23 protein-coding genes and 1 tRNA gene are annotated in these 24,061 nt (G+C 68.4%); 6 read left to right on the top strand and 18 right to left on the bottom strand.

The features are described 5' to 3' along the window. Positions 1-104: 104 nt before the first annotated feature. From M0R88_RS08390 to M0R88_RS08340, 11 genes are all read right to left on the bottom strand, one after another. Positions 105-2,225: a S9 family peptidase gene (locus M0R88_RS08390; protein ID WP_248656487.1), complete on the bottom strand. Its 2,121-nt coding sequence runs from the start codon at positions 2,223-2,225 to the stop codon at positions 105-107. Next, complete coding sequence (locus tag M0R88_RS08385) at positions 2,222-2,956, bottom strand: helix-turn-helix domain-containing protein (protein WP_248656486.1); 735 nt, start codon at positions 2,954-2,956, stop codon at positions 2,222-2,224. Before M0R88_RS08385 ends, M0R88_RS08390 begins: the two co-directional genes overlap by 4 nt. A 58-nt stretch (positions 2,957-3,014) precedes the next feature. Further along, positions 3,015-4,088 (bottom strand): dipeptide epimerase, encoded by a 1,074-nt coding sequence (locus M0R88_RS08380; protein ID WP_368409380.1) that lies wholly within the window; start codon positions 4,086-4,088, stop codon positions 3,015-3,017. Between the two features lie 47 nt (positions 4,089-4,135). Further along, complete coding sequence (locus tag M0R88_RS08375) at positions 4,136-5,179, bottom strand: N-acetyltransferase DgcN family protein (protein ID WP_248656484.1); 1,044 nt, start codon at positions 5,177-5,179, stop codon at positions 4,136-4,138. A 97-nt stretch (positions 5,180-5,276) separates the two neighbouring features. Next, complete coding sequence (locus tag M0R88_RS08370; protein ID WP_248656483.1) at positions 5,277-6,395, bottom strand: C40 family peptidase; 1,119 nt, start codon at positions 6,393-6,395, stop codon at positions 5,277-5,279. Between the two features lie 99 nt (positions 6,396-6,494). Then, complete coding sequence (arsB, locus tag M0R88_RS08365; protein ID WP_248656482.1) at positions 6,495-7,547, bottom strand: ACR3 family arsenite efflux transporter; 1,053 nt, start codon at positions 7,545-7,547, stop codon at positions 6,495-6,497. Next, a complete protein-coding gene (locus M0R88_RS08360; RefSeq protein ID WP_248656481.1) occupies positions 7,544-7,936 on the bottom strand; it encodes an ArsR/SmtB family transcription factor in 393 nt (130 codons plus the stop codon). Before M0R88_RS08360 ends, arsB begins: the two co-directional genes overlap by 4 nt. Before the next feature lie 138 nt (positions 7,937-8,074). Further along, positions 8,075-8,147: transfer RNA gene (locus M0R88_RS08355), tRNA-Arg, on the bottom strand. Between the two features lie 49 nt (positions 8,148-8,196). Further along, a complete protein-coding gene (locus M0R88_RS08350) occupies positions 8,197-9,654 on the bottom strand; it encodes an MATE family efflux transporter (RefSeq protein ID WP_248656480.1) in 1,458 nt (485 codons plus the stop codon). A gap of 116 nt (positions 9,655-9,770) precedes the next feature. Then, the gene (locus M0R88_RS08345) at positions 9,771-10,346 is read right to left on the bottom strand and encodes a 2Fe-2S iron-sulfur cluster-binding protein (RefSeq protein ID WP_248656479.1); all 576 of its coding nucleotides are present in this window, start codon (positions 10,344-10,346) and stop codon (positions 9,771-9,773) included. A 147-nt stretch (positions 10,347-10,493) separates the two neighbouring features. Continuing rightward, entirely contained in the window at positions 10,494-10,721 is a 228-nt protein-coding gene (locus M0R88_RS08340; protein WP_248656478.1) for a hypothetical protein, read from the bottom strand. A gap of 30 nt (positions 10,722-10,751) precedes the next feature. On the opposite strand from M0R88_RS08340, the gene M0R88_RS08335 reads away from it, so the two are divergent. Continuing rightward, positions 10,752-11,363 carry a DJ-1/PfpI family protein gene (locus M0R88_RS08335; protein WP_248656477.1) on the top strand — a complete coding sequence of 204 codons (612 nt, stop codon included), beginning with the start codon at positions 10,752-10,754 and terminating at the stop codon, positions 11,361-11,363. A gap of 56 nt (positions 11,364-11,419) precedes the next feature. Here M0R88_RS08335 and M0R88_RS08330 read toward each other — a convergent pair whose 3' ends face one another. Further along, entirely contained in the window at positions 11,420-11,968 is a 549-nt protein-coding gene (locus M0R88_RS08330; protein WP_248656476.1) for a GNAT family N-acetyltransferase, read from the bottom strand. 217 nt (positions 11,969-12,185) lie between these two features. Between M0R88_RS08330 and M0R88_RS08325 the strand changes: the two genes are divergently transcribed. Next, positions 12,186-12,761 carry a DoxX family protein gene (locus tag M0R88_RS08325; protein ID WP_248656475.1) on the top strand — a complete coding sequence of 192 codons (576 nt, stop codon included), beginning with the start codon at positions 12,186-12,188 and terminating at the stop codon, positions 12,759-12,761. A 60-nt stretch (positions 12,762-12,821) separates the two neighbouring features. On the opposite strand, the gene M0R88_RS08320 is transcribed toward M0R88_RS08325, so the two are convergent. Together M0R88_RS08320 and gnd are read right to left on the bottom strand one after the other, a co-directional pair. Next, the gene (locus tag M0R88_RS08320) at positions 12,822-13,622 is read right to left on the bottom strand and encodes a hypothetical protein (RefSeq protein WP_248656474.1); all 801 of its coding nucleotides are present in this window, start codon (positions 13,620-13,622) and stop codon (positions 12,822-12,824) included. A 124-nt stretch (positions 13,623-13,746) separates the two neighbouring features. After that, positions 13,747-14,652, bottom strand: a complete 906-nt coding sequence (gene gnd / locus M0R88_RS08315; protein WP_248656473.1) for a phosphogluconate dehydrogenase (NAD(+)-dependent, decarboxylating) — start codon at positions 14,650-14,652, stop codon at positions 13,747-13,749. Positions 14,653-14,886: 234 nt separating this feature from the next. On the opposite strand from gnd, the gene M0R88_RS08310 reads away from it, so the two are divergent. The 3 genes from M0R88_RS08310 to M0R88_RS08300 all read left to right on the top strand — a co-directional run bounded on the left by M0R88_RS08310 (position 14,887) and on the right by M0R88_RS08300 (position 19,447). Further along, positions 14,887-17,517: a valine--tRNA ligase gene (locus tag M0R88_RS08310; protein ID WP_248656472.1), complete on the top strand. Its 2,631-nt coding sequence runs from the start codon at positions 14,887-14,889 to the stop codon at positions 17,515-17,517. Positions 17,518-17,747: 230 nt separating this feature from the next. Then, entirely contained in the window at positions 17,748-18,266 is a 519-nt protein-coding gene (locus tag M0R88_RS08305; protein ID WP_248656471.1) for a twin-arginine translocation signal domain-containing protein, read from the top strand. Positions 18,267-18,349: 83 nt separating this feature from the next. Beyond that, complete coding sequence (locus M0R88_RS08300) at positions 18,350-19,447, top strand: aminopeptidase (protein WP_248656470.1); 1,098 nt, start codon at positions 18,350-18,352, stop codon at positions 19,445-19,447. A gap of 6 nt (positions 19,448-19,453) precedes the next feature. On the opposite strand, the gene M0R88_RS08295 is transcribed toward M0R88_RS08300, so the two are convergent. Then, on the bottom strand, positions 19,454-19,633 hold the full coding sequence (locus M0R88_RS08295; protein ID WP_248656469.1) for a hypothetical protein: 180 nt from the start codon (positions 19,631-19,633) through the stop codon (positions 19,454-19,456). Positions 19,634-19,702: 69 nt separating this feature from the next. Between M0R88_RS08295 and M0R88_RS08290 the strand changes: the two genes are divergently transcribed. Continuing rightward, on the top strand, positions 19,703-20,158 hold the full coding sequence (locus M0R88_RS08290) for a hypothetical protein (RefSeq protein ID WP_248656468.1): 456 nt from the start codon (positions 19,703-19,705) through the stop codon (positions 20,156-20,158). Positions 20,159-20,166: 8 nt separating this feature from the next. On the opposite strand, the gene M0R88_RS08285 is transcribed toward M0R88_RS08290, so the two are convergent. The 3 genes from M0R88_RS08285 to M0R88_RS08275 all read right to left on the bottom strand — a co-directional run bounded on the left by M0R88_RS08285 (position 20,167) and on the right by M0R88_RS08275 (position 23,965). Next, positions 20,167-21,183, bottom strand: coding sequence for a matrixin family metalloprotease (locus M0R88_RS08285; protein WP_248656467.1), 1,017 nt, complete (start codon positions 21,181-21,183; stop codon positions 20,167-20,169). A 206-nt stretch (positions 21,184-21,389) separates the two neighbouring features. After that, complete coding sequence (gene metX / locus M0R88_RS08280; RefSeq protein WP_248656466.1) at positions 21,390-22,637, bottom strand: homoserine O-acetyltransferase MetX; 1,248 nt, start codon at positions 22,635-22,637, stop codon at positions 21,390-21,392. Beyond that, positions 22,634-23,965, bottom strand: coding sequence for an O-acetylhomoserine aminocarboxypropyltransferase/cysteine synthase family protein (locus M0R88_RS08275; protein WP_248656465.1), 1,332 nt, complete (start codon positions 23,963-23,965; stop codon positions 22,634-22,636). Before M0R88_RS08275 ends, metX begins: the two co-directional genes overlap by 4 nt. Between the last annotated feature and the right edge of the window lie 96 nt (positions 23,966-24,061).

Raw genomic sequence — 24,061 nt, 5'->3', positions numbered from 1 at the left:
GGAGTCGATTGGCCGTTGCCCGACCCGATATAACGATAAATATTTCTATAGTAATTCTGTGTCTGTCTCGGAAATAGCGCTGTGTTTGTCTGCCGCGCCACCGGTCACTTCAGATGCTCGTCGAACGCCGACTCGATTTTCCGGAGGGTGCGCTCCCACGTCGCGCGCTCGGCGAAGACGTGGTTCTCGCCGGGGTAGTACTCGGCTTCGTACTCGTTGCCGTGTTCGAGCATCCCCTCGATTACCGCGTCCAACTGCTCGAAGTTGACGTACGAGTCGCCCGTGCCGTGGAAGTTGTACAGCGGTGCCTCGTAGTTCTCGAAGTGGGTCTTCGGACTCGCCGCGGCCCACTCGTCGGCGGCCGCCCACGGGTTCCCGCCGAAAGTCAGCGACTGGGCGGACTCGACGGCGGGGAACTTCGTCTGGGTCGCCCACTCTTCGTAGAGTTCGAGGTCCGCCAGCCCCGCGAGGTTGACGCCCACGTCGAACGCCTCGGGGTGGGTGCCCAGAATCTGGAGCGTCGCGTACCCGCCGTACGACAGCCCCCAGACGCCGACCTGCCCCGACGTGAACTCGCGCTTCCGGAGGAACTCGGCTCCCGCCACCACGTCGGCCATCTCGTCGCGGCCGTACCCCTCGGTCAGCGACTGGCGGAACTCCCGGCCGTAGCCGATGCCGCCGCGGTAGTTGACCAGCAGGCCGACGTAGCCCCGCCGGGCGAGGTACTGGTGGAAGGCGTAGGCGAGACCGTACGACCGCGAGGGGTGCCAGCCGTCGCGCATCTGGCGCATCGGGCCGCCGTGAACCCAGACCACGGCGGGGAGGTCCGCCGCGTCGCCCGTTTCCGCCTCACCCTCGTCCGCTTCCGCCTCGACCGCCTCGGTCTCGCGCGGGTCGAAGAGGTAGCCCCGAATCTCGCGGCCGTCCGCGCTCTCGAAACTGACTTCTTCGGGTGCGAGCGCCGAGACCGGCCAGTCCTCGACCGTCGAGCGCGTCACGCGGGTCGGCGGTTCGTCGGAGCCGAGCGACTGCACCCTGACCTCGGGCGAGACGTCGGCGTCGGCGTGGACGTACGCCAGTCGGTCGCCCGCGGGCGAGGGGTCCGGGTGGACGTTCGTCCCCCGCGACTCGACCAGCGGGCGGACCGCCTCCGTTTCGACATCGACCGCGAAGAGCTGTCGCTCGCCGAGGTTCCGGCGGTTCGACGCGAACGCCAGCGTCTCGCCGTCCACCCACCGGGGCGAGGACCCGGCGAGGCCCTTGTCCTCGAACTCGCCCGCGGTCAGTTGCCGACGCTCGCCGGTCTCGCAGTCGAGGACGAAGACGTGTTCCCACCCGTCGAGCGGGAGCGCGACGGCGAGTCGGGTCCCGTCGGGCGAGACGGTCGGCGCGCCCGACGAGACGGTGCCGCGCTCGTCCTCGTCGCGGACCAGTTCGGTCTCCGCGCCGGTCTCGGGGTCGGCGGCGACCACCGACCGGACGGTCCTGCTCGCCACGACGCGCTCGAAGACGACCCGGCCGTCCGCGAGCCACGCCGGATTCGCGCACGACGCCGGCGCGTCGGTCCGCCACAGCAGGTCGCCCGACTCGGCGTCCGCGACGCCGACCTGTCGGGACTCGCGGTCGGTGAACGAGAAGGCGAGGCGCTCGCCCGCGTCGTCCCACGCCAGCATGCGCTCGCTCGGCAGGAACGTCTCGTGGCCCGGCAGGTCGAGGCGGCGCTCGGCGCCCGAGTCGGCGTCGCGGACGCAGACCGCCCCGTCGCGGTAGAACGCGAGTCGGTCTCCCGACGGCGACCACTCGTGGTGGGCCTCGCCCGCGGGCGACCGGGCGACGAGTCGGAGCGACCGGTCGGCGGCGTCGCCCCGGTAGGTCTCGCCCGCGTCGGTGGTCAGGACGAACTCGGTGGGTCGGGTCTCGGGTGCCCACGCGAATCCGGTGACGTGGCCACTGATTCCGGCGTCGGACGAGTCGGCCGCGTCCGACGACGCGGCCGACTCGCCGGGCGCGACGATTCGGAGGGCGTTCCCGTCGTCCTCGTAGACCAGCGTCGCCAGAAACGCGCCGTCGGCCGACCATTCGGGCGCGCTCGGGTAGTCCACGTCGAGAACGTCCGCGATTTCGAGGTCGGCGTCGTCGGGTGGCGATTTCTCGGCATCGAGTGGCGATTCGTCGGCGTCGTCGGATGGCGATTCCCCGGCCGTCGCGTCCGCATCGCCGCTCATCGCGGTCGACCCTGCCGGCGTTCCAACTCGTCCAGACAGAGGTTCAACACCTTCTGCTCGCCCTTCCGGAGGTGTTCGAGGACGGTCGGCTTGCTCACCTCCAGACAGTCGGCCACGGCGTCGGCCGACACGTCGCGGGGCCAGTTGTAGTAGCCGATGCGCCGGGCGTTCAGCAGGCTCTCGGTCTGGCGGGCCGAGAGGCGGTCCTCGACCTGGTCCACGAAGTCGGCGAACTCGACGCTCTCCTTCGAGTCGGCCTCCCGAATCGAACTCACGTCCACGTCGTACTCCGCCTGCATCGCTTCGACCACGTCACCGAGTCTGTCCGCCCTGACCAGCACGGTCCAGTGTTCGGTGCCCTCGGTGATGTGGACGGGGTCGACCGGCATGAACTCGGAGTTCACGATGTCGGGGACGATGCTGCTCGTGCGCTCGTAGTTGACGACGACGCGAGCGCGTTCGTCGGACTGCTTGAGGACCGCGACTTCGCCGACGACCCGGTGGTCGTCGATGGCCTCGACGAACGTCTCGATGCTCGTCTCGCCGTCCGCGACGAGCAGGAAGTCGCCCTTTATCTGGTCGTCGGTCGGGTACAGCGACTTTTCGATGACGTGGGTGCTCGGGTGGTCGTCGGTCACTTCCAGCGTCCAGCAGTTGGGGTGCCAGAGGTCGAGTTCGACCTGCTTGTACGACACGCCGTCGTCGGCGTCCGAGATGCGTGTTACGCTCATGAGTAATGGTGACAGTGGACAGTAGTAATCAGTGTTCCGTTCGCGTTACTCGAAGCCCTCATCGCTCGGTCTCGGGAACGACGCCGTGACCCGGCCCGGTAATCTCGATTTCGGGACCCGAACTCGCTCCCGAATCCACCACGTCCTCGGCGAGCAGGCGGTTGCCGTCGAGGTCCACGTAGTCGAACGATCCGAGTCCCGCCACGACGTGGGCGCTCGCCCGGATGCCGAGCGCGCTTTCGAGCATGCAGCCGACCATCAACTCCAGATTCGCGGCCTCGGCGATGGCCGCGATGTCGGCGGCCGCCATCGGGCCGGACTTGCCCAACTTCACGTTCAGCGCGTCCGCGGCGTCCGCTCGGACGACCGCCAGCGCGTCCTCGGGCGAGAAGACCGCTTCGTCGGCCGCGACCGGGACTCGCGCGCGGTCCCGGACCCGCGCCAACCCCGCGAGGTCCTCGCGGTGGACGGGCTGTTCGAGCAGTGCCAACTCGACGCCGCGCTCCCCGAGTCGCCGGAGGAACCGGAGCGTCTCCTCGGGCGTCCAGCCCTGATTCGCGTCCACCTTGAGTTCGGCGTCGGGCGCGCCCTCGCGGGCGGCCGCCACGCGCTCGACCGCCGCCTCCACCTCGTCGCCGGTCTTGATCTTGAGGTGCGAGAATCCCGCGCCGCCGTCGCCCGCGGCCGAGGAAGCCCGCTCGCGGGCTTCCTCGGCCGCCACGATGGGAATCGTCAGGTCGGTCTCGACGGAACCGGGCGACCCGCCGAACAGTTCCGAGAGCGCGAGCCCCCTGCTCCGACAGTAGGCGTCCAGCACCGCGGTTTCGAGCGCGAACAGCGCCGAGTTCGCGCCGGGAAACGCCGCCCGGAGGTCCTCACAGACGGCGCGGTAGTCGGCGAGGTCCCGGCCCGCGAGCAGGTCGGCGGCCGCCCGCGCGACTTCGACCGCGGCACCCTGCGTCTCGCCGGTCACGGGCGGCAGGGGCGACCCCTCGCCGTAGCCGACGACGCCCGCCTCGGTCTCGACTTCCACGAGGAGGTTCCGTGCCTCGTGGCGCGTGCCGAGCGCGATTTCGAAGGGCGCGTCGAGTTCGAGGTTCAGCGGGTCGGCTCGGACCTCGGCGACCGGAATTTCGGCGTTCGCCTCGCGTCCGGCGTCGCCGACGCTCGCGTCGTCGGTCACGAGTCGGTCGCCTCCCTGACCGCCTCCAAGAGTCGCTCCGGGCCGCCCTCGTGGTAGACGTTCGCCGCGGGTCGCCCGAGGTCGCTCTCGTCGGGGTCGCCCCACGTCGAGACGGCCGCGACCTCGGTGTCGGCGAGCGACTCTATCAGGTCGATTTCGGCCGCGGCAGAGCCGACCGAGAACCGGTCGAAGTGGGTCCGAGTCTCGCGGTCGGGGTCGTGGGCCAGCACGACGGCGTCGGGGTTCGCGCCGTGGAGCAACGAGAGCGTCACGCCCGAGTACGCCCGGTGTGAGAGCGCGGCCTGTCCCTCCACGAAGACCACCTCGTGGTCCTCGGCGACCCCGCAGACCAAGTCCTCCACGACGCCGGCGGTGAAGTCGGCGGGCACGCGGTCCACGACGACGCCGCGGTGCGCGCCCACCATGATTCCCGTTTGCCCGGTCGCGACCCACCCCGCGTCGAGACCCGCTTCCTTGGCGGCCCGGTAGAGTTCGAAGGTCGTCGTCCGCTTGCCGACCGCGCAGTCCGTGCCGAGCGTGAGGACGACCGTCGCGTCCGCGTCGTCCACCCGCCCGTCGCCGACCCGGAGGTCGTCCTCTTCGGGCGGCTTGCGCACGTCGAACAGGCGGACGCCCGCGTCGTCGGCCAACTCGCGCCACTCCTCGCGCTCGCCGAGGAAGACGTGGAGTCCCGACACCACGTCGCAGCCCGCTCGGATGGCGTCGCGGATGTCGGCCTTCCACGCGTTCGGCAGGTCGCCGCCCGCGGGCGCGACGCCGACGACCAGCGCCTCGGTCTCGGGCGCGACGCTCAGGGCCTCCTCGACCGACGAGACGACCGGCACGTCCGAGCGGCCGGGGTGGTCGAGGACCTCGCCGACCGTCCGGCCCGCGCGAGTCGAGTCCACGACCGCCCGCGTCTCGAACAGTTCGCTGTGGCTGACGACGCCGTTCGCGGTCTTGCCGCCGGGACGCCCGAACTCGCCCTCCGCGAGGACGACGGTCGGGACCGGCGGGTCGAACGCACTCCGTAAATCCATGCCTGTCCGTGACGCGTGGAACGGTAAAATTGGACCCCCACGCATGTATGGGTCGGCGCTTCCCTCGGATAGTTTTCGGCGCGGTCGCGTCGCTAGCTCAGAGCGGTCGCGTCGCCAACTCGAAGTCCTCGTCCAGTTGCGCGTTGTAGTTCTCGGCGTCGGGGTCGAGGCTGTCCACGACGACCTCGTTCGCGTCGCCGTAGGCGTGGACGAACTCCGCTCCGCCGAGACTCAGCGCGACGTGGCCGGGGAAGAATAGCAGGTCGCCCGGCGCGAGTTCGTCGCCCGCGACCTCCTCGCGGGCCACCTCCTCGCCGATTCGACGCTGGAGGTCGGCGTCGCGGGGGAGCGAGACGCCGTTTCGGTGGTACGCCGTCCACGTTAGTCCGGAGCAGTCGATGCCCTCGACCGTCATGCCGCCCCAGACGTACTCGGTGCCGAGGTAGCTCCGGGCCGCCGCGACCACGCCCTCGCGGGTCGGTTCGGCCGGAGTCCGAGCCACGGTGTCGGCCGGCAGGGTTCGCTCCGCGCCGGTCCGGAACCGGACCCGGACGCGCCCGTCGGAGTCCGCCGCGGCGGATTCCGACTCGCTGGCCGACCGTCCTCCGTCCGACCGACTTCCGGCCGACCGCTCTCCATCCGCGTCCTCGTCCAGAATCCGGCACTCGGTGCCCGCGTAGAGCGTTTCTGGGACGTCGGACTCGTCGGCGGGGGCGGTCTCGGACGAGCCCGCGACCTCACCGCCGGCGAGGTCGCGGACGACCCCGGCCGACACCACCGCGTCGGCGTCGATTCCGACCGACTCCGCGAGCGCGGCGCGTTCGACCCACGCGACGTAGCCGTCGGGCGTCCGGACCCGACGCCAGTCGCCGTCGGCGTCGAACGCCTCGACGGCCGCGCCGTAGAGTACCTGCGTCACCTGCTCGGCGTCGTCGGCCGGCGCCCCGCGGATCGGCGCGACCGGCGCGGTGATTGTCCGCCGGCGGGCCTCGGCGTCGAGGACGGTCACGTCTGTCGCGGCGACGGGCGCGTCGGCGACCGCTTCGACGGCCTCGACCGCTCTCGCTTTCAGGTGGTCGGTCAGGACGGTGCCCGAGAGCAGAATCGCGTCGTCGGTTCGCTCGGGCGTCACGTCGAAGACCGTCAGGCGCGGATCGGGTGCCCGTTCGGTCTCGCACTTTTCGAGGGCGCGGCGGAGTCGAACTGTCGCGGTCATCTGTCGGTCCCTCTCGGGCGAGCGAGTAAGAACTATCGCCTCCGGCGAATCGGACGGCGCTCGACGCGGTCGGCGCAGTCGTCGCGGTGGGCGGGGGCGTCAGTCGGAGTACGCCGGCCCCGACGTGCCCGCGGCGTCCGCGAACAGGGAGTCTCTCGTCGCGAGCGCGACCCGGACCAGCGCGAGCATGACGGGCACTTCGATGAGCGGGCCGACGACGGTGGCGAGCGCGACGTTGCTCTCGATACCGAAGACGGCGACGGCGACCGCGATGGCGAGTTCGAAGTTGTTCGAGGCCGCGGTGAACGCCACGCTCACGCTCTCGGCGTAGTCGAACCCGACGAACGCGCTGACGCCGTACGCGACGGCCCACAGGCCCGCGAAGAAGACGAACAGCGGAACCGCGATGAGGACGATTTCGCCGGGGTTCGAGACGATGTAGTCGCCCTTGAGCGCGAACATCACGACGACCGTGAACAGCAGTCCGAGCAGGCCGAACGGACCGATTCGCGGGACGACCCGGCCGTAGTACGCCTCGCGGCCGATGGTCCGGAACGCGACCCGTTGGGCGAGGTAGCCGAGCGCGAGCGGAAGCCCGAGGAACACGAGAACCATCTGGGCGACGAGCCCCATCGAGACGTCCACCGCCGTCCCCCGGAGGACGGTCAGGAACAGGAACGCGTAGGGGACGAACAGCGCGATTTGCAGGAGGCTGTTGACGCCGACGCAGACCGCGCACATCTCTTGGTTCCCGGCCGCGAGTTCGTTCCAGACCAGCACCATGGCGATGCAGGGCGCGATGCCCACGATGACGAGACCGGTCACGAACTCGGGGTGGCCCCCGAGGAAGAACACCGCGAGTCCGTACATGAGGAACGGCGCGACCAGCCAGTTGAACGCGAGCGTCAGACCGATCTCCTTCCGGGCCGTGCGCGTGACCCGGGGGATGCGACCGTAGTCGATCTCGGCCATGATGGGGAAGATCATCACGAACAGCCCCAGCGCGATTGGCAGACTCGTCCCGTGCCACGTGACCGAGTTGAGTACGTCCGCGACGCCGGGCACGAAGCGGCCGAGCGCGACGCCGACGACCATCGCGAGACCGATCCAGACCGTCAGGTATCTGTCGAGGACGCCGAGGTCGTCGCTCATTCCGCGGCCACCTCCCGGTCGGCGGTCGCGAACAACTCCTCGGCGAGCGACGTGGACGCGTAGTAGCGCCAGTTGCCGTCCTTACGGCGAGTGGCGAGGCCGGCGTCCACGAGGTCCGACAGGGCGTGGCTCACCGCGCTCTCGCTGACCTCCACCAGCGGTTCGAGTTCGCAGACGCAGAGGTCGTCCTCGGCGGCGGCGAGGACGCGAGCGAGGCGATACCGCGTCTCGTTCCCGAGGACGGCGAAGACCGGCCGAACCTCGTCGCTCCCGAGCGCGGCGTCCGCCAGCGACTCCAACTCGTCGAGTCGCTGTTTCACGTCCGACTCACAGCATTCCCCGAGTTCGTCGGTGAGGAGCCGACGGATTCGGGTCGTAGCTTCTGTCATCGATAGCTGTTTGAAACTGTCTTCAGATAACGACTTCGGTTTGAATTGTGATTCAGATAGCGTCGCTCGGGCTCGTCGCACGGCTAAACGGAAGATAGCGCGCTCACCGTCGTCAGTATCGTGTGCGTTGGAGAATAGCGGGCGGCATGGGATTTGAACCCATGGCCTCTTGGTCCGGAACCAAGCGTTCTGTCCGCTGAACTAGCCGCCCGCACACGTTCGTACTCCGGACGCGGGTTTAACGGTTATGATAGCCGCAATCAGTCCTCTGCGACGGGAGTCTCGGCCACGGGTTCCGCCGAGCCGCTGTCGATGACGGCGTCCTTCCACGTCCCGCGGGTGAACCACGCCGCGGCGGCGATAGCGCCGACGACGTGGCCGAGGGCGACGCCGACCCAGATGCCGGTCGGACCGAGCGTCGTCTCGAACGCGAGGAGGTAGACCGCGGGCACGCGGACGACCCAGAGCGTGACCATCGAGATGACCATGGCGACTTTGGTGTTGCCCGCGCCGCGGAACGCTCCGACTAGCACCTGGAACACGCCGATGAAGGCGAACTCGACCGTCCGAATCCGGAGGTACTCCACGGCGTACTCGACCGTCTCTGCGGCCTCGGCCGTGCCGGTCGCCATGAACACCTCGACGATGGGTTGGGGCACCGTCGCGGCGACGACCGCCAGCACGAGCATCACGCCCGCCCCGACGCTCGCCGCGAGCCGAACCGCACGTTCCGCGCGCTCGGCGTTCCCAGCGCCGAGGTTCTGGCCGACGACGGTGTTGGTCGCCTTGCCGAGACCGACCGCGGGGAGGAACACCAGCGAGATGAGTCGGTTGCCGAGACCGTACGCTGCGATGACCGACGGCTCGAAGGTGACGATCATCACCGTGAGCATCACCATCGCCAGCGCGCCCGCCGACTGTTCGAGCGCCGAGGGAATCCCGATGCGCACGATGTCCCTGACGTAGTCGAAGTCCGGCGCGAGGTGGTCGAGACGGACGTCCGGCCCGGTGTTCGTGAAGAACAGCACGTAGACGCCGACGAGACCGCCGACCACGCGGGCGAGGAGCGTGGCGAGCGCCGCGCCCTCGATGCCCATCTCCGGGACGAGGGCGGTCTCGATACCCAGCGCCGGGACCGGACCGACGCCGAATATCAGCAAGGGGTCCAACACGACGTTGAGGACGACCGTGACCGCCATGACCCGCATCGGCGTCCGGGTGTCGCCGTATCCGCGTAGGAGCGCCGAGAACGCCAGAAAGCCGAACATGAAGGGGAGTCCGAGGAAGAATATCTCCATGTACTGCTCGGCCAGCGGGACGACCGACGTGGCGGTGGCGGCGTCGCTCGGGAACAGCGACAGCATCGGCCCGGAGCCGAAGTGACCCACGGCGCTCAGAATCACCCCGACGAGGACGACGAAGCCGAGCGTCTGGCCCGCGACCTTGCCGGCCGAGCCGTCGCTGTCGGCGCCCATGTACTGGGCGACCAGCGTGCTTCCCGCGACGTTGAACCCGCCGCCGAACGCGATGAGGAAGTATATCAGAGGGAAGGCGAGGCTGATCGCGCCGACCGCGTTCGCGGAGTAGCGGCCCAACCAGAAGGCGTCGCCGACGTTGTAGGCGACCTGGAGCAACTGGGTGACGACGATGGGCCACGCCAGATGAAAGAGGGGGCGTGCCAACCCGCCCTCAGTGAGATCGTCGGATTTCGATGCCACTGTCCGATTCCAGTACTTCTTAGGATTTCAATGCTTCGGGTTGAAATTGTACGACGGCGCGGAGAAAAGAGAATCTCTACGTCGGTCCGGAACGGCCCGTCGAACGGCCGTGCGTCTCAGGGCGTCTCGTTAGTTTCGAGCGTGAAGTCGTCGGTCGGGTAGGCGGTACACGTCAGGACGTACCCCTTCTCGACCTCGTCCTCGCCGAGCGTCTCGTTGTTGCTGTGGCGGACGTAGTCGTGCGCGTCGCCGTCCTGCACCTTGCCACCGCACGAGAGACACTGACCCTGCCGACACGCGTAGGGCAGGTCCCAGTCCTCCTCCTCGCCGGCTTCGAGGAGCGTCTCGTTGTTGGCCACTTCGATGGTCTCGCCCTCGTTGACGTACTCCACGTCGAAGTACTCGACCTCGTCGTCGGAGATGGCGGCGGGGTCGAAGCCCGCGTCCTCCTCGTCGTCGCCTTCGAGTTCGCCTTCGGCACCGCCGCCGACCGCGACCGCACCGCCACCGCCGCCGATGGAGCGGTTCATCGGCTCGGGGAAGTCGGTCTCCGGCACGGTCTCGGCCCGGCGTTCGAGTACCTCCTGAGAGATGTCGTCGGGGGTTCGCCACTCGGTACCCTCCGAGTAGTGGAGAGCCACCACGATGAGGACGAGCGTCAGCCCGAGTCCCAGACCCAGTACGTCTACCATGCGTGGGGCTACGGAAGGGTGGTTTAACAGCATTGTGATTGCCAGCCGACAGCGCGGTCGCTCCCGGCGGCCGGTTTCGGAGTCTATCGTCGCCTCGGGAGACGGACAGTCGTCGCCGTCTAATCGGCGTGAGCGCGTGGATCGAAGTCAACCGAAGGTCGATACCTCGGTCTCGGCACAGCTCCTCGAAGGCGGCCACGTCGGCGCGGTCGTCGCCTCGAATCTCGAACGTCCAGTTCGCTCGGTCCCCGTGGCGCTGAGCAGGAGGAGGTCGGTCTCCGCGAGCGTGCAGCGGAACCCGCCGTACTCCGGGTCCACTCGACTTTCCCGGAAGTCGGCGTTCGGACGCCGAACGCCGACGACCCGCGAGGACACGCTTTTGCTCGCTCGCCGTGAGCGTCCGACATGGCAGCCGAAATCGCGGTGGTAGTCTACGACGGCTTCGACGAACTGGACGCGGTCGCGCCCTACGAGGTGTTCTCGAACGCGGCCGCTCGGGGCTGTGACATCGACGTGAGCCTGCGCACGCTCGACGCCGCGGAGTCCGTGACCGCAAGCCACGGTCTCCGGGTCGAGGTGGACGGTCGCCTCGCCGACGCCGACCCGGACCTCGTGGTCGTGCCCGGCGGCGGGTGGAACGACCGCGCGGACGAGAGCGCGTGGGCCGAGACCCAACGGGGCGATCTGCCCCGCGAACTCGCGGACCTCCGCGAGCGCGGCGTCGAACTCGCCGCGGTCTGTACCGGCGGGATGTTGCTGGCCGAGGCCGGGGTGCTGGACGGTCGGCCCGCGGTCACGCACGCGAGCGCGCTCGACGACCTCGAAGCGACCGACGCCGAGGTCGTGGACGCCCGCGTGGTAGACGACGGCGAGGTGCTGACCGCGGGCGGCGTGACTTCCGGACTCGACTTGGCGTTGCATCTGGTCGCGCGGCTCTGCGGCGACGAGGTGGCCGACGACGTGGCGACGACCATCGAGTACGAACCGCGAGGGGAGGTGTATCGAGACGGCGAGTAGGCGGTCGGCAACCGAGGCGGGCCGCGAGTCCGAACAGGAACCTATCGTCGGCTAGGCTAGTCCGCCGGAACGGTACGCGTCGGCCAGCAGTCCGTACCGAACGACGTCCCGGTACTCGTCGTCCACGAACGCCTCGTCGCGGAAGACGCCCTCCTCCGTGAACCCGACCTTCTCCAAGACGCGCTTCGAGGCCTCGTTGTCGGCGAACGCCTTCGCGGTGACCTTGTGAAGCCGAGGCGGTCGAAGCCGTGCTCGACGACCGTCCGCGCCGCGTCGGTGGCGTAGCCGTTGCCCTGCGCGCCGGGTGCGACCCAGTAGGCGAGTTCGGCCCGCCCGTACACGTCGTCGTTCGGCTTCTCGCGGATGAGGTAGACGAGACCGACGCGGTCGCCGCCGACGCGCGTCACCAGCGCGAGCGTGTCGTCGGAACGGCCCAGCGTACCGCCGAGGCACCGCCGGACCTCCTCGGGACCCGTCGGCGAACTGGCGCTCCGGGTGCGGCGCACTGCGGGGTCGTTCTCGTTTTCGAGGAGGAACGCGACGTCGTCCTCCGTCGGAACGTGCAACGTGACGCGGTCACCGTCGAGGAATCTCGGGCCGGACACGTGTCACCGTTCGCAGGAGCGCGACTAAAAGTTCCGTACGCGCGACAAGAACTGCCGATTGGCTATTCGCCGCGAGAACCGACCGTCCTCGGCGACAATGTCTCGGTTCGGCACGCCCGAACCGATGCATAACTTATGCTGATGATTGATACACTTTATCTCAGTAATTATAAGTACTTACTGCGCGTCCTTGTGAGTAGGAGTATTCCTCAGTATCATGACTACAAACGCCACGACACCGGAATCTAGCAACACCTTCGAGAGCACTATCGGCGGTTACACCGTCCACGGGAAGGCCCACAGCCTGAGCGCGTGGTTCGTTCTCTCGCTCCGCCTGATGATGGGCTACGCCTTCGCGTACTCCGGATTCACGAAGCTCACCGCCGCCGAACCGTTCGCCGCTGGCGGCTACCTCGCCAACGTCGCGGCGACCAACGGCAACCCGCTCGCGGACCTGTTCGCGTGGATGGGTTCGACGCCGTGGTTCGTGGAGTTCGCCAACGTCGCGGTCCCGTGGGGCGAACTGTTCATCGGTCTCGGCCTGCTGGTCGGCGCGCTGACCCGCCTCGCGGCGTTCTTCGGTGCGCTCATGATGCTGATGTTCTACTTCGGCAACTGGGACGTCGCCCACGGCGTCATCAACGGGGATTTCGCGTACATGCTCGTCTTCCTCTCGGTCGCGGCGTTCGGCGCGGGCCGCATCCTCGGACTGGACGCTATCATCGAGCAGTACGACCTCGGCGGCGAAACGCTGGTGGAACGCTACCCCGTGCTGGCGTACCTCCTCGGATAGCTCTCGAACGTCGATGCGAACGCCGCTGTTTCTACCGCCACGGCCCTGAACGACTCTCAGTCACCACCAGCGGTCGCGCTCCTCGTCGGCCGACGCGGGCCGGACGCCCCACAGCGCGGCGGAGTGGAGTTCGGTCGGACCGAGAGGTTCGAAGTCGCCCTGTCCGCACATGTCCCACCATCGCTCCTCCGGCCGGTTCCAGTAGACGCTGTTGAAGTTGAACTCCGCGCAGTACCAGTCGCCGCGCGTGTCGAGGACGAAATCGACGCCCCACGTCGCCTCCGAGAACTCGGCGGCGATTCGGTCGGCGTACCGACGCGGCGTCTCGAACGACGTCGCGTCGAGAACCGGTTCGACGTACTCGTAGCCGCCCGCACAGACCATCTCCGAGGCGTCGGGGCGACACGGCGTCCGACCGATTACCTCGCCGTCGTCCACGAAGAACCGGACCGACGGGTGACACGAGTGGCTCGGAAACCGGCAGAAATCGAGGTCCAACCACTCCCGGACGACGAGACCGTCGCCGTGGGGCCAGCCCTGCTCGTCGTTCTGGTTCAGCAGCGACGCGACGGTCCGGTCCACGGCGTCGGCGTCCGGCCGGGACACGAACGACCCCTCCCGCAGTCGGACCGTCGCGGCCTTGTACTGCGTCCGGACGAACGCACGGTGGAGGTCGCGGTCGGCCATGAACGCCAGAATCTCGTCGGTGTCCCACCGGTAGCCGTCGTCGGTCGCTTCGAGCGTCACGAACGTCGTCTCGGGGACCGGCACGTCGAGCGACCGCAGGCGCGACCAGTAGTAGTCCACTCGCCCGCGCTCGTCGGCGAAGTCGCTGAAATGGAGCGAGACGGGCGAGGCCATAGCTCCTCGTTCGCGTCGGACGGCTATCAAGTTGGCGTGGGTGTGGGTTTCGGTACCATTCCGGGGACTGTGGCCGCCCCTCAGAATGGGAAATGTTTCTCAAAGCAACGAATTTCTGTCTACACTACTTCTCGCGGCGCGCGACCTCGTGACGGCCGAACCCGTAGCGGAGCCGATTCGCCAGTCGCCGAGAGAACCGACCGTCCTCGGCGGCGCGAGAGCCGAACCGCTCGCCGAGCGCCTGATAGATGAGCGGGACCGGCACCTCCTGTTCCAGCGCCTCTCGGACGGTCCACGTCCCCGTGGAGCCGCCGGCCACGTAGTCGTCCACGTCGCCGAGGTCGGTACCCTCCTCGCGGAACGCCTCCTCGCAGAGTTCGAGGAGCCACGACCGGATGACCGCGCCGTTGTTCCACGTCCGGGCGACCGCTTCGAGGTCGAGGTCGTATCGACCCTCCGCGAGCAACTCGAAGCCCTCGCCGTAGGCCTGCATCAGCGCGTACTCCACGCCGTTGTGGACCATCTTGACGTAGTGTCCCGACCCGGCGGGACCCATCCGGTCGTGGCCCGCCGGTCCGGTCGCCACCGCGTCGAAGACCGGCGTCAGTTCCTCGTAGGCCCACTCCGGCCCGCCGACCATCAGCGAGAACCCGAGTTCCGCGCCCGCCGGCCCGCCGGAGGTCCCGCAGTCGAGGTACGCCGCCGGGGTCTCCTCGGCCCGGCGCGTCGAGTCCTCGAAGTGGGAGTTACCGCCGTCCACCACCACGTCCTCGTCGGTCAGGTGGTCTTCGAGGTCGTCCAGCGCGGCGTCCACCGCCTCGCCCGCGGGGACCATCAGCCAGATGCGCTTCTCGTCGCCGAGTTTTTCCGCGAGGTCTACCACCGAGTCGGCGGGGGTCGCGCCCGCGTCGGCGGCGGAAGCGACGGCCGCCTCGTCCAAGTCGAAGGCCACCACGTCGTGGCCCGCGTCGAGTACTCGGTCCACGACGATGCGGCCCATCCGGCCAAGTCCGATGACGCCCAGTTGCATGGGAGAGAGTCCGCGGAGGTGGCAGGTAGGGGTTGCGGTTCTCCGCGGTCGGGGAGCGATTCTCGCCACGTTTCGCACTGAAACACCCACACGCAGACGAGAACCTTTATCAGTACCCGTCCGTACCTGTAACGTATGAGGCTGACTGCGTCGGTAGTACGTTGAACTGTCCAGCGCAGCGGCGCGTCTTTCTCCGAGGACTACTCCCCCGACAGAGTCAGCTAAACCCACACTATGACAGACGTTCCCGACAGTTACGACCCCGAGGAAGTCGAACCGAAGTGGCAAGACGAGTGGCGCGGCTCCGAGGTCTACAACCCCGACGGCGAACCGGACTACGTCGTAGACACGCCGCCGCCGTACCCGACCGGCCAACTCCACCTCGGTCACGCGCTGGGCTGGAGTTACATGGACTTCGCCGCGCGGTTCCACCGACTGCTGGGCGACGAGGTGCTCTTCCCGCAGGGCTGGGACTGCCACGGCCTGCCGACCGAAGTGAAGGTCGAGGAAGAAGAGGACATCCACCGGACCGACGTGCCCCGCGAGGAGTTCCGGGACCTCTGCGTCGAGTACACCGAGCGCCGCATCGACGGGATGAAGGAGACGATGCAGTCGCTGGGCTTCTCGCAGGACTGGTCGGCGGAGTACCGCACGATGGACGCCGACTACTGGGAGAAGACCCAGCGGTCGTTCGTGGAGATGGCCGACGGCGAGGGCGACGACAGCTACGTCTACCGCGACGAACACCCCGTCAACTGGTGCCCGCGGTGCGAGACCGCCATCGCGGACGCCGAAGTCGAGAACATCGACCGCGAGGGGACGCTCCACTACGTCACCTTCCCCGGCGTCGAGAACGACGACATCGAAATCGCCACGACGCGGCCCGAACTGCTCGCGGCCTGCGTCGGCATGGCGGTCAGTCCCGACGACGAGCGCTACGAGGACCGCATCGGCGACACCTTCGAGGTTCCGCTGTTCGGCCAGGAGGTCGAACTCATCGCCGACGACGACGTTGACGGCGACTTCGGGACCGGCGCGGTCATGATATGCACGTTCGGCGACAAGCAGGACGTGGACTGGTGGGCCGAACACGACCTCGACCTGCGTCCCGTCTTCACCGAGGACGGTCGCCTCAACGAAATCGCCGGGGAGTACGAGGGCATGGCCATCGCGGACGCCAAGGAGGCCATCGCCGAGGACTTGGACGAGGCGGGCTACCTCGAAGACACCGAACCCACCGACCAGTCGGTCGGCGCGTGCTGGCGGTGCGACACGCCCATCGAAATCCTGAGCAAGGAGCAGTGGTTCGTGGAGGTCCGACAGGACGAGATTCTGGAGAAGGCCGAACAGGTCGAGTGGATTCCCGACCACATGTACGACCGCCTCGAAGACTGGACCGAGGGGATGGAGTGGGACTGGGTCATCTCCCGCCAGCGCGTGTTCGCCACGCCCATCCCGGCGTGGTTCTGCGGGAACGACGACTGCGACCACGTCCACGTCGCCGGAATCGAGGAACTCCCGCTCGACCCGACCGACACCGACCCCGAAATCGGCGAGTGTCCCGAGTGTGGCGCGAGCGACTGGGAGGGCGAGACCGACGTGATGGACACGTGGATGGACTCCTCGATTTCGCCGATGCACGTCCAGGGCTGGCCGGACGCGGAGTTCACCCCGACCACGCTCCGCGAGCAGGGCCACGACATCATCCGGACGTGGGCGTTCTACACCCTCCTGCGGGTCACCGCGCTCGAAGACGAGATTCCGTGGGAGGAGTCGCTGGTCAACGGAATGGTCTTCGGCGACGACGGCCACAAGATGAGCAAGTCGCGGGGCAACGCCGTGGGGCCGGAGGAGGCCATCGAGGAGTACAGCGCCGACTCGGTTCGACAGGCGCTCGCGCTCGGCGGCCAGCCCGGTAGCGACATCCAGTTCCAGTGGAAGGAGGTCAAGTCCGCCTCCCGGTTCCTCACGAAGTTCTGGAACATCTTCCAGTTCTCGGCGGAACACCTCGACGAGGAGACGCCCGACATCGGCGCGCCGGCGTACCGCGACGCCGACAAGTGGATTCTGACGAAGCTCTCGCGGACCGTCGAGTCGGTCGAGGCCGACATGGAGGCGTATCGGTTCGACGCCGCGCTCCGCAAACTCCGGGAGTTCGTCTGGAACGACCTCGCCGACGACTACCTCGAACTCGTGAAGGGCCGCCTCTACGAGGGTCGGCCCGGCGAGCGCGACGCCGCCCGGAAGGCGCTGTACACTGCGGTCTCGGCGTCGGTCCGGATGCTCTCGCCGTTCTCGCCTCACTTCGCCGAGGAACTCTACGACCACCTCCCCGGCACCGAGGGGAGCGTCCACGCCGCCTCGTGGCCCGACGTCGAGTTCTCGGACCCCGAGGCCGAGGAGCGGGGCGACCTCATCGCGGAGGTCGCCAGCGAGATTCGCGCGTGGAAGTCCGACGCCGGCATGGCGCTCAACGCCGAACTCGACCGCATCGAGGTCTACTCCGACCTCGGTCGCGGATGGGACACCTACGACCTGAGCGAGGCGGTCAACGCGCCGGTGTACCTCGAAGCGGGCCAGCCGAGCGTCGAACTCGTCCCGGTCGGCGTGGACCCCGACCACAGCACCATCGGCCCGCAGTTCCGCGACAAGGCCGGACAGGTCGTCGGCGCGCTCGAATCGGCCGACCTGAACCAACTCAAGAACCAGAAGGAGATCGAGGGCGAGATTACGCTCACGGTGGACGGCGAGGAGGTCACCATCGACGGCGACGCCGTGGAAATCGAAGAGGAGTACCGCGCCGAAAGCGGCGAAGAGGTCGAAGTGCTGGAGACCGACCACGCGACCGCGCTGGTGTTCCCCTGAGAGCGGCGACCGCTCACTTCTCGCTGTTCTCTTCACCTCGTCGCCCTTCTCGTCAGTACCGCCGTTCTCGAACCGATGGCAGGGCGATACGTGTTCCAAACGATGTCTTCGTCGGTGTGTCCGAACTACCTTCGGCGTTTTCTCCGGACGAAGTTCGGCGAGAGAAGATTAAATTATGTTATATAGTTAGAAATTAATAAATAATAGTGGCGGGATGGTTTCGACGTAGCATGAGCGAAAACAACTCGAGCCTGAACCGGCGTCGATTCCTCAAGCAGACGACCGCGACCGGTGCGCTCGCCATCGGTGCGACCGCGAACGTCACCGCGAAAGAGACCGCCAACGTCGAGCGACTCGACTCCGAGACGCTCCAGTCGGAACTGGCCGCTCACGGGGACGACCTCGCGCAGATGCTCCGTGCGGAGGGCGTCCTCGCGTCGATGGCCGCACTGGAGAACCCCCGCCGGACCGAGGCGAAAGACGAGACCGAGCAGGTCGTCGGCGAGGCGCAGGTCGAGGACGGCTTCCTCACCGTCCACGTCGAACCCGAGTCGAACCGCGCCTTCGGTACCCTCTGGTCGGAGGACACCGTCACGTTCTACGACCCGCAGGACGGCGTGACTACCCAGGACGTGGACACGATGAGCCACAACTGTTGGTGTAGCGACTATTCCTGTAGCTCGGAGTACGACTACCAGAAGTGCTACCAGAACGGGGACACGTTCTACGGTCGCTGTAACTGCTTCTGACGACCGGCACCGTCACGACGCTGTTTTTCGCGGGACGGCCGAACCGTCGCCGTTTTCACCCCGACGCGCCAACTCGACACGACATGGACCAACGAGTTTCCGAACACGCCGAGGTGTTGGTCGATTGGAGCGCCCGCGTCGAGGCAGGCGACGACGTGGTCGTCCGCGTGGACGAGGGCGCACACGACCTCGCGGTCGCGGTAGCCGAGAAGTTGGGCGAGCGCGGCGCGAACTACCTCGCCACGTACGTCTCCGACGAGGTGGAGTCGGCCTTCGTCCGCTCCCACGACGGCGACTTCGACGACGACCCCGAGTTCGAGGTGGCGATGCTGGAGAACGCCGACGTGGTCCTCTCGCTCCGGGCCAAGCGCAACACCGCCGCGAAGGGCGCGGTGCCGGGCGAGAAGCGCGCGGCGTACAAGAAGTCCCGGACCGAAATCAAGGCCCAGATGATGGACACCGACTGGGTCTCGACCATGCATCCGACTCGCGCCCACGCCCAGAACGCCGGGATGGACTACCGCGAGTACGAGGACTTCGTGTACGACGCCGTCCTCCGGGACTGGGAGAGCCTCGCCGACGAGATGGCGAGGATGAAAGAGCTACTGGACGAGGGGAGCGAGGTCCGACTCGTCAAGGAGGACACCGACCTCACGATGTCCATCGAGGACCGGACCGCGGTCAACAGCGCCGCCTCGGTCGCCTACGACTCGCACAACCTCCCGAGCGGCGAGGTGTTCACCGCGCCCGAGGACCCCGAGGGCGAGGTGTACTTCGACGTGCCGATGACCCACGACGGGACGCGCATCCGGGACGTCCACCTCACCTTCGACGACGGGGAGGTCGTGGACTGGTCGGCCGAGACCGGCCAGCAGGCGCTCGACGACATCTTCGCCACCGACGCGGGCGCGAAGCGACTCGGCGAACTCGGCATCGGGATGAACCGCGGCATCGACCGCTTCACCGACAGCATCCTCTTCGACGAGAAGATGGGCGACACGGTCCACCTCGCGGTCGGCCGGGCCTACTCGTCGTGCCTCCCCGAGGGGGAGGAGGGCAACCAGAGCGCAGTCCACGTGGACATGATTACCGACGTGAGCGAGGACTCCCGGATGGAGATAGACGGCGAAGCGGTCCAACGAAACGGTCGGTTCCGGTGGGAAGACGGTTTCGAGGAGTGACTGCGTCTACTCACCGCGTATCGTGAAGTACACCGCGGCCGCCACGCCGACCAAGGCGAGACCGACCGCGACCGGACTCGACTCGCCGCCGAACCGCCAGCCGAAGCCGAGGTAGCCCACGACCGCGACGGCGGCGACGAGGAGGCCGACCAACTGCGCCGGTTTAGACTGACTCTTGGGGTTCACGTCCGAGCGTTCGGTTCGATTTCTGAAAAAAGTGTCCACGCTTTACTCGCGTCGGAACCAAGCCCCGACGTGAACTGGAGAGCCGTCTTCGTCGGCGCGACTGCCGACGCCGGATTCGCGTGCTTCGCGGCCGCCGTCGCGCTCCCCGAGGCGGCCCGCTGGCCCGCGTTCGCCGGAGTCCTCGCCGGCGGACTCGTCGGCGGCTACCTCGCCGGACGCCGCGCGGGGTCGTGGCGCGACCGAGTGCGCCACGGCGCGCTCGCGGGTCTTCTCGGCGGCGGGGCGCTCGCCGTCGCGGTCTGGTGGTCGCTCCAACCGGGCACGCCCGACGGCGCGCTCTGGTCGGCCAATTACCTGCTGGCGACCGGCGCGCGGTGGCTCCCGCCGGGGGCCGCCGCGCGCTACGACGCGCTTCTGGGCGTCGCGACCGCGCTCGCGTGCGGAACCGTCTACGTGGTCGAGGGCGCGCTCGCGGCCGGGGCCGCGCCCGGCGGCGAGTCGGAAATCCCTCTCGCACGGGACTGAGACGGTGGTCAGCGCCACCACGCCTCGCGTCGCTCCTCGTACGTCGCGTTCCGGAACGGCGCGGGCCACTCGGCGTCCGCCTCGAAGCCGAAGCCGTAGCCGAGCCAGTAGCCGACGTGCCAGCCGACCGCCTCGGTGTCGATGTCGCTCAGCGTGACCCGGAGGTGGTCGTAGCGTTCGAGCGCGCCGTCGCCGTCGGGGTCGTTGCCCCGGACCCGACCGCACGAACCGCTGTCGCCGGTCCGACAGGGCAGGTCGTCGGTGAACTCCACGACCACGTCCGCCGCCGAGCGGTTGTCGGTGAACCGGAAGGAGACGTTCTCGGGGACGGTCCCGTTCGCGCCGTCGGCGTAGTAGTCGAGCGCGCGCCGGACCTGCTCGCGGGTCGCCGCGGGGTCGTCGGTCCGACCCGCGTCGAGGTAGACCGTGAAGTTAGCGTCGGCCCACGGCAGGTCGCGCTGGGTGGCGTTGGGCCGCGGGAGCGTCCGGAGTTGCGAGGTCGGAGCCATGACCGACTGGGGTCTGGCGGTGTGGTTCAGCCCGAGGGTGTGGCCGAGTTCGTGTTTCAGGATGAGCCGCGTCGAGGCGTTGTCGTACGAACCGACCACTTCGATGGTGATGGGCCGCGAGACCTGTCCGCCGGTCACGTACGGCGCACACCCCGCCGGTTCGGCGACGTCGGCGCACGACTCGATGGAATCGACGAACTCGATTATCACGTCGGGGTTCGACGCGTTCGGGGCGAGTTCGTAGCTCAGCGGGAACCCGGCGAAGCGCGTGCTGTTGTTCGACCAGAAGGCCAGCGCGTCGGACACCAGCGGCCGGAAGTTCCGCGATTCGTTCGCAGTGTTGTTGATAGCGACCGTCAGCTCCCCTTCCCCCCACGGATTCGGCCGGTCGGGGGTGCCCTCGGACGTGAGCGCCCGATGGGCCGCCGACCGGTCGTCGTCCGCCTCGGTGCCGGGTGCGTGGGTGGCGCATCCCGCCAACACGAGGAGGGCAGCGACGAACAGTGTTCGCCACATCGACAAGTAGCACAACGTCGCCCCGTATCAAGGTTTGCGCCCGCACCGAGACGCTAACGTGGCTCCATCGGCGTGCTAACGAAGCCCACTGAAATGCTAACGGAACCCACCGGAACACTAACGAAATCCATCGAGACGCTAACGCCGCCCACCGACCCACTAACGTTACTCTACTTACACTTAACCGGCGGTAGCGACCGCGTAACTCACTTCCCGAAGAGGCTCGCGTGGACCGGCGCGAACTCCCGCTCGTCGGCGTCGCTGACCGCCCGGCCCTCGACGCCCGCCGCGAGGAAGTCCCGGAGCGGCGGCCCGACCTCTTCGGGTTCCACGAGGAAGGCGTCGTGGCCGTGGTCGCTCTCCACGACGTGGTGGGCCGCGTCGATGCCGGCCGTCTCGAAGGCGTCGGCGAGGCGCTCGGACTGCTCGACGGTGAAGTGCCAGTCGCCGGTGAAACTGATCACGAGCGCCTCGCCGGAGAATCCGGCGAGCGCGTCGGCGTCCGAGTCGTAGCCCGACGAGAGGTCGTAGTGGTCCATCGCTCGCGTCAGGTAGAGGTAGCTGGTCGCGTCGAAGCGCTCGACGAACTTCTCGGCCTGATAGTCGAGGTACGACTCGACCTCGCGGTAGGGGAAGTACTCGCCCGCGGGGTCGTCGGGCGCGAAGGCGTCGGCCATCGCGGCCCGGCCCGCCGACCGTCTGCCGAACTTCCGGTCCATCGACTCCTTCGAGAGGTAGCCGACGTGCCCCAACTGGCGGGCGATGGCGAGGCCGTCCGTGGGCGGGTCCCGGTCGTCGCCGTGGTAGTCGCCGCCGTTCCAGTTCGGGTCGGTCGTGATGGCGCGGCGCGCGACGGCGTCGATGGCGAGCATCTGGGGGTCGAGGCGGGCCGCGGTGGCTATCGGCACGACTCTATCGACGCGCTCGGGGTAGCGCTTGGCCCACTCCAGGACGTTCATCCCGCCGACGCTCCCGCCCACGACGGCGTGGACCGGGCCGACCCCGAGGTGGTCGAGCAGGCGGGCCTGCGCCCGCGTCCAGTCGCCGACCGTCACGGCCGGGAAGTCGGTGCCGTACGCCTCGCCGGTCTCGGGGTCGATGCTCGCGGGACCGGTCGTCCCGTAACAGGACCCCGGGACGTTCGCGCAGACGACGAAGTACTCGCGCGTGTCGATGGCCTTGCCCGGCCCCACTACGTCGCTCCACCACGCCGCGGCCTGTCCGCCGGTCGCCGCGCCCGCGTCGTCGCTCTCCTCGCCCGCGTCGTCGCCCCCGTCGCCGTGCGCCCGTTTCGGACCTGTGACGTGCGCGCTCCCCGTCAGGGCGTGACAGACCAGCACTGCGTTGCGTCCGTCGTACTCGCCGTAGGTCTCGTAGGCGACCTCCAGCGGGACGGCCCGGCCGCACTCGAACTCGAAATTGCCGAGGTCGGCGGTGTCGCGCGTCCGGTTCATGTCGGTCCCGCTCCCGCTCGGTTCCCCGTTGACGCCTCGATGGCCCGCTCGACGTCGGCCAGCAGGTCGGCGGGGTCCTCGATGCCGACAGAGAGGCGCACGAGGTCGGGCGAGACGCCCGCCGCCTCCTGCTCCTCGGGCGAGAGCTGTGCGTGGGTCGTGCTGGCGGGGTGGATGACCAGCGTCTTCGCGTCGCCGATGTTCGCCAGAAAGCTCGCCAACTCGACGTTCTCGCAGAACGCCTTCCCCGCCTCGAACCCGTCTTTCAGGCCGAACGCAATCATCCCGCCGTACCCCCCATCGAGATATTTCGCGGCGTTCTCGTGGGTCTCGTGGCTCTCCAGGCCCGGATACGCGACCCACGCCACGTCGTCGCGGTCCGCGAGGTACTCCGCCAGAATCGCGGCGTTCTCGCAGTGGCGCTCCATCCGGAGCGGAAGGGTTTCGAGTCCTTGCAGGGTCTGCCACGCGTCGAACGGCGACTGCTGGTTGCCCAGACTCCGGAGCGCCCGCCAGCGCGCCGCGGCCGCCAGCGGCGCGTCGGGGAAGTCCCGCGAGAAGTCGGTGTCGTGGTAGGCCGCGTTGTCGCCCGCGAGTTCGGGGAACCGGTCGGCGCGGGCCTCCCAGTCGAAGCTCCCGCCGTCCACCAGCACGCCCCCGACCGTGGTCCCGCTCCCGTGGAGCCACTTCGTCGTGGACTCCCAGACGGCGTCGGCGCCGTGGTCGAGGGGGTTGCAGAGGTACGGCGTGGCGAAGGTGTTGTCCACGACCAGCGGTGCCCCGGCGTCGTGGGCGATGGCGGCGACGCGCTCGAAGTCCGGCGTCACCAGCGAGGGGTTGCCGACGGTCTCGACGTGGACGAAGGCGGTCGAGTCGTCCACCGCCTCCTCGTAGGCCGCGTAGTCGAGCGTGTCCACGAACCGTGGTTCGACGCCGCGCTTGCTCGCGGTGTGGCGCAGGTGGGCAGTGGTGCCGCCGTAGGTGTCGGTCGAGCAGACCACGTTGTCGCCCGACTCCGCGAGGACGAGGACCAGCGAGTCGAACGCCGCCATCCCGCTCGACGTGGCGACCGCGCCCGCGCCGCCCTCCAGCGAGGCGAGTCGGTCTTCGAGGAACCGCGCGGTCGGGTTCGAGATGCGCGAGTAGATGTCTTCGTCGCCGTCGAGGGCGTAGAGGTCCGCGGCGTGGTCGGCGTCCTCGAACTCGTAGGAGGTCGTCTGGTAGATGGGCGGCGCGCGCGCCCCGGTCGCGGGGTCGGCCCCGTGGCCGGCGTGGAGGCTCCGGGTGTCGAAGCGGGGCTGGTCGGCCGCCTCTTCGGAGTCGGTCATGTACTACACGCATATTTCTTCTGGAAGTTATAACCATCAGTTACGGCAAGGATTGCGGACGGCGAGCGAGGCGGTCGGGGAAGGCGGCCGATGCGT

This window comes from Halorussus gelatinilyticus (assembly GCF_023238445.1).
In the GTDB taxonomy this organism is placed as follows: Archaea; Halobacteriota; Halobacteria; order Halobacteriales; family Haladaptataceae; genus Halorussus; species Halorussus gelatinilyticus.
The sequence above is the reverse complement of the archived record's forward strand: the minus strand, read 5'-3'. Positions and strand labels throughout refer to the sequence as shown.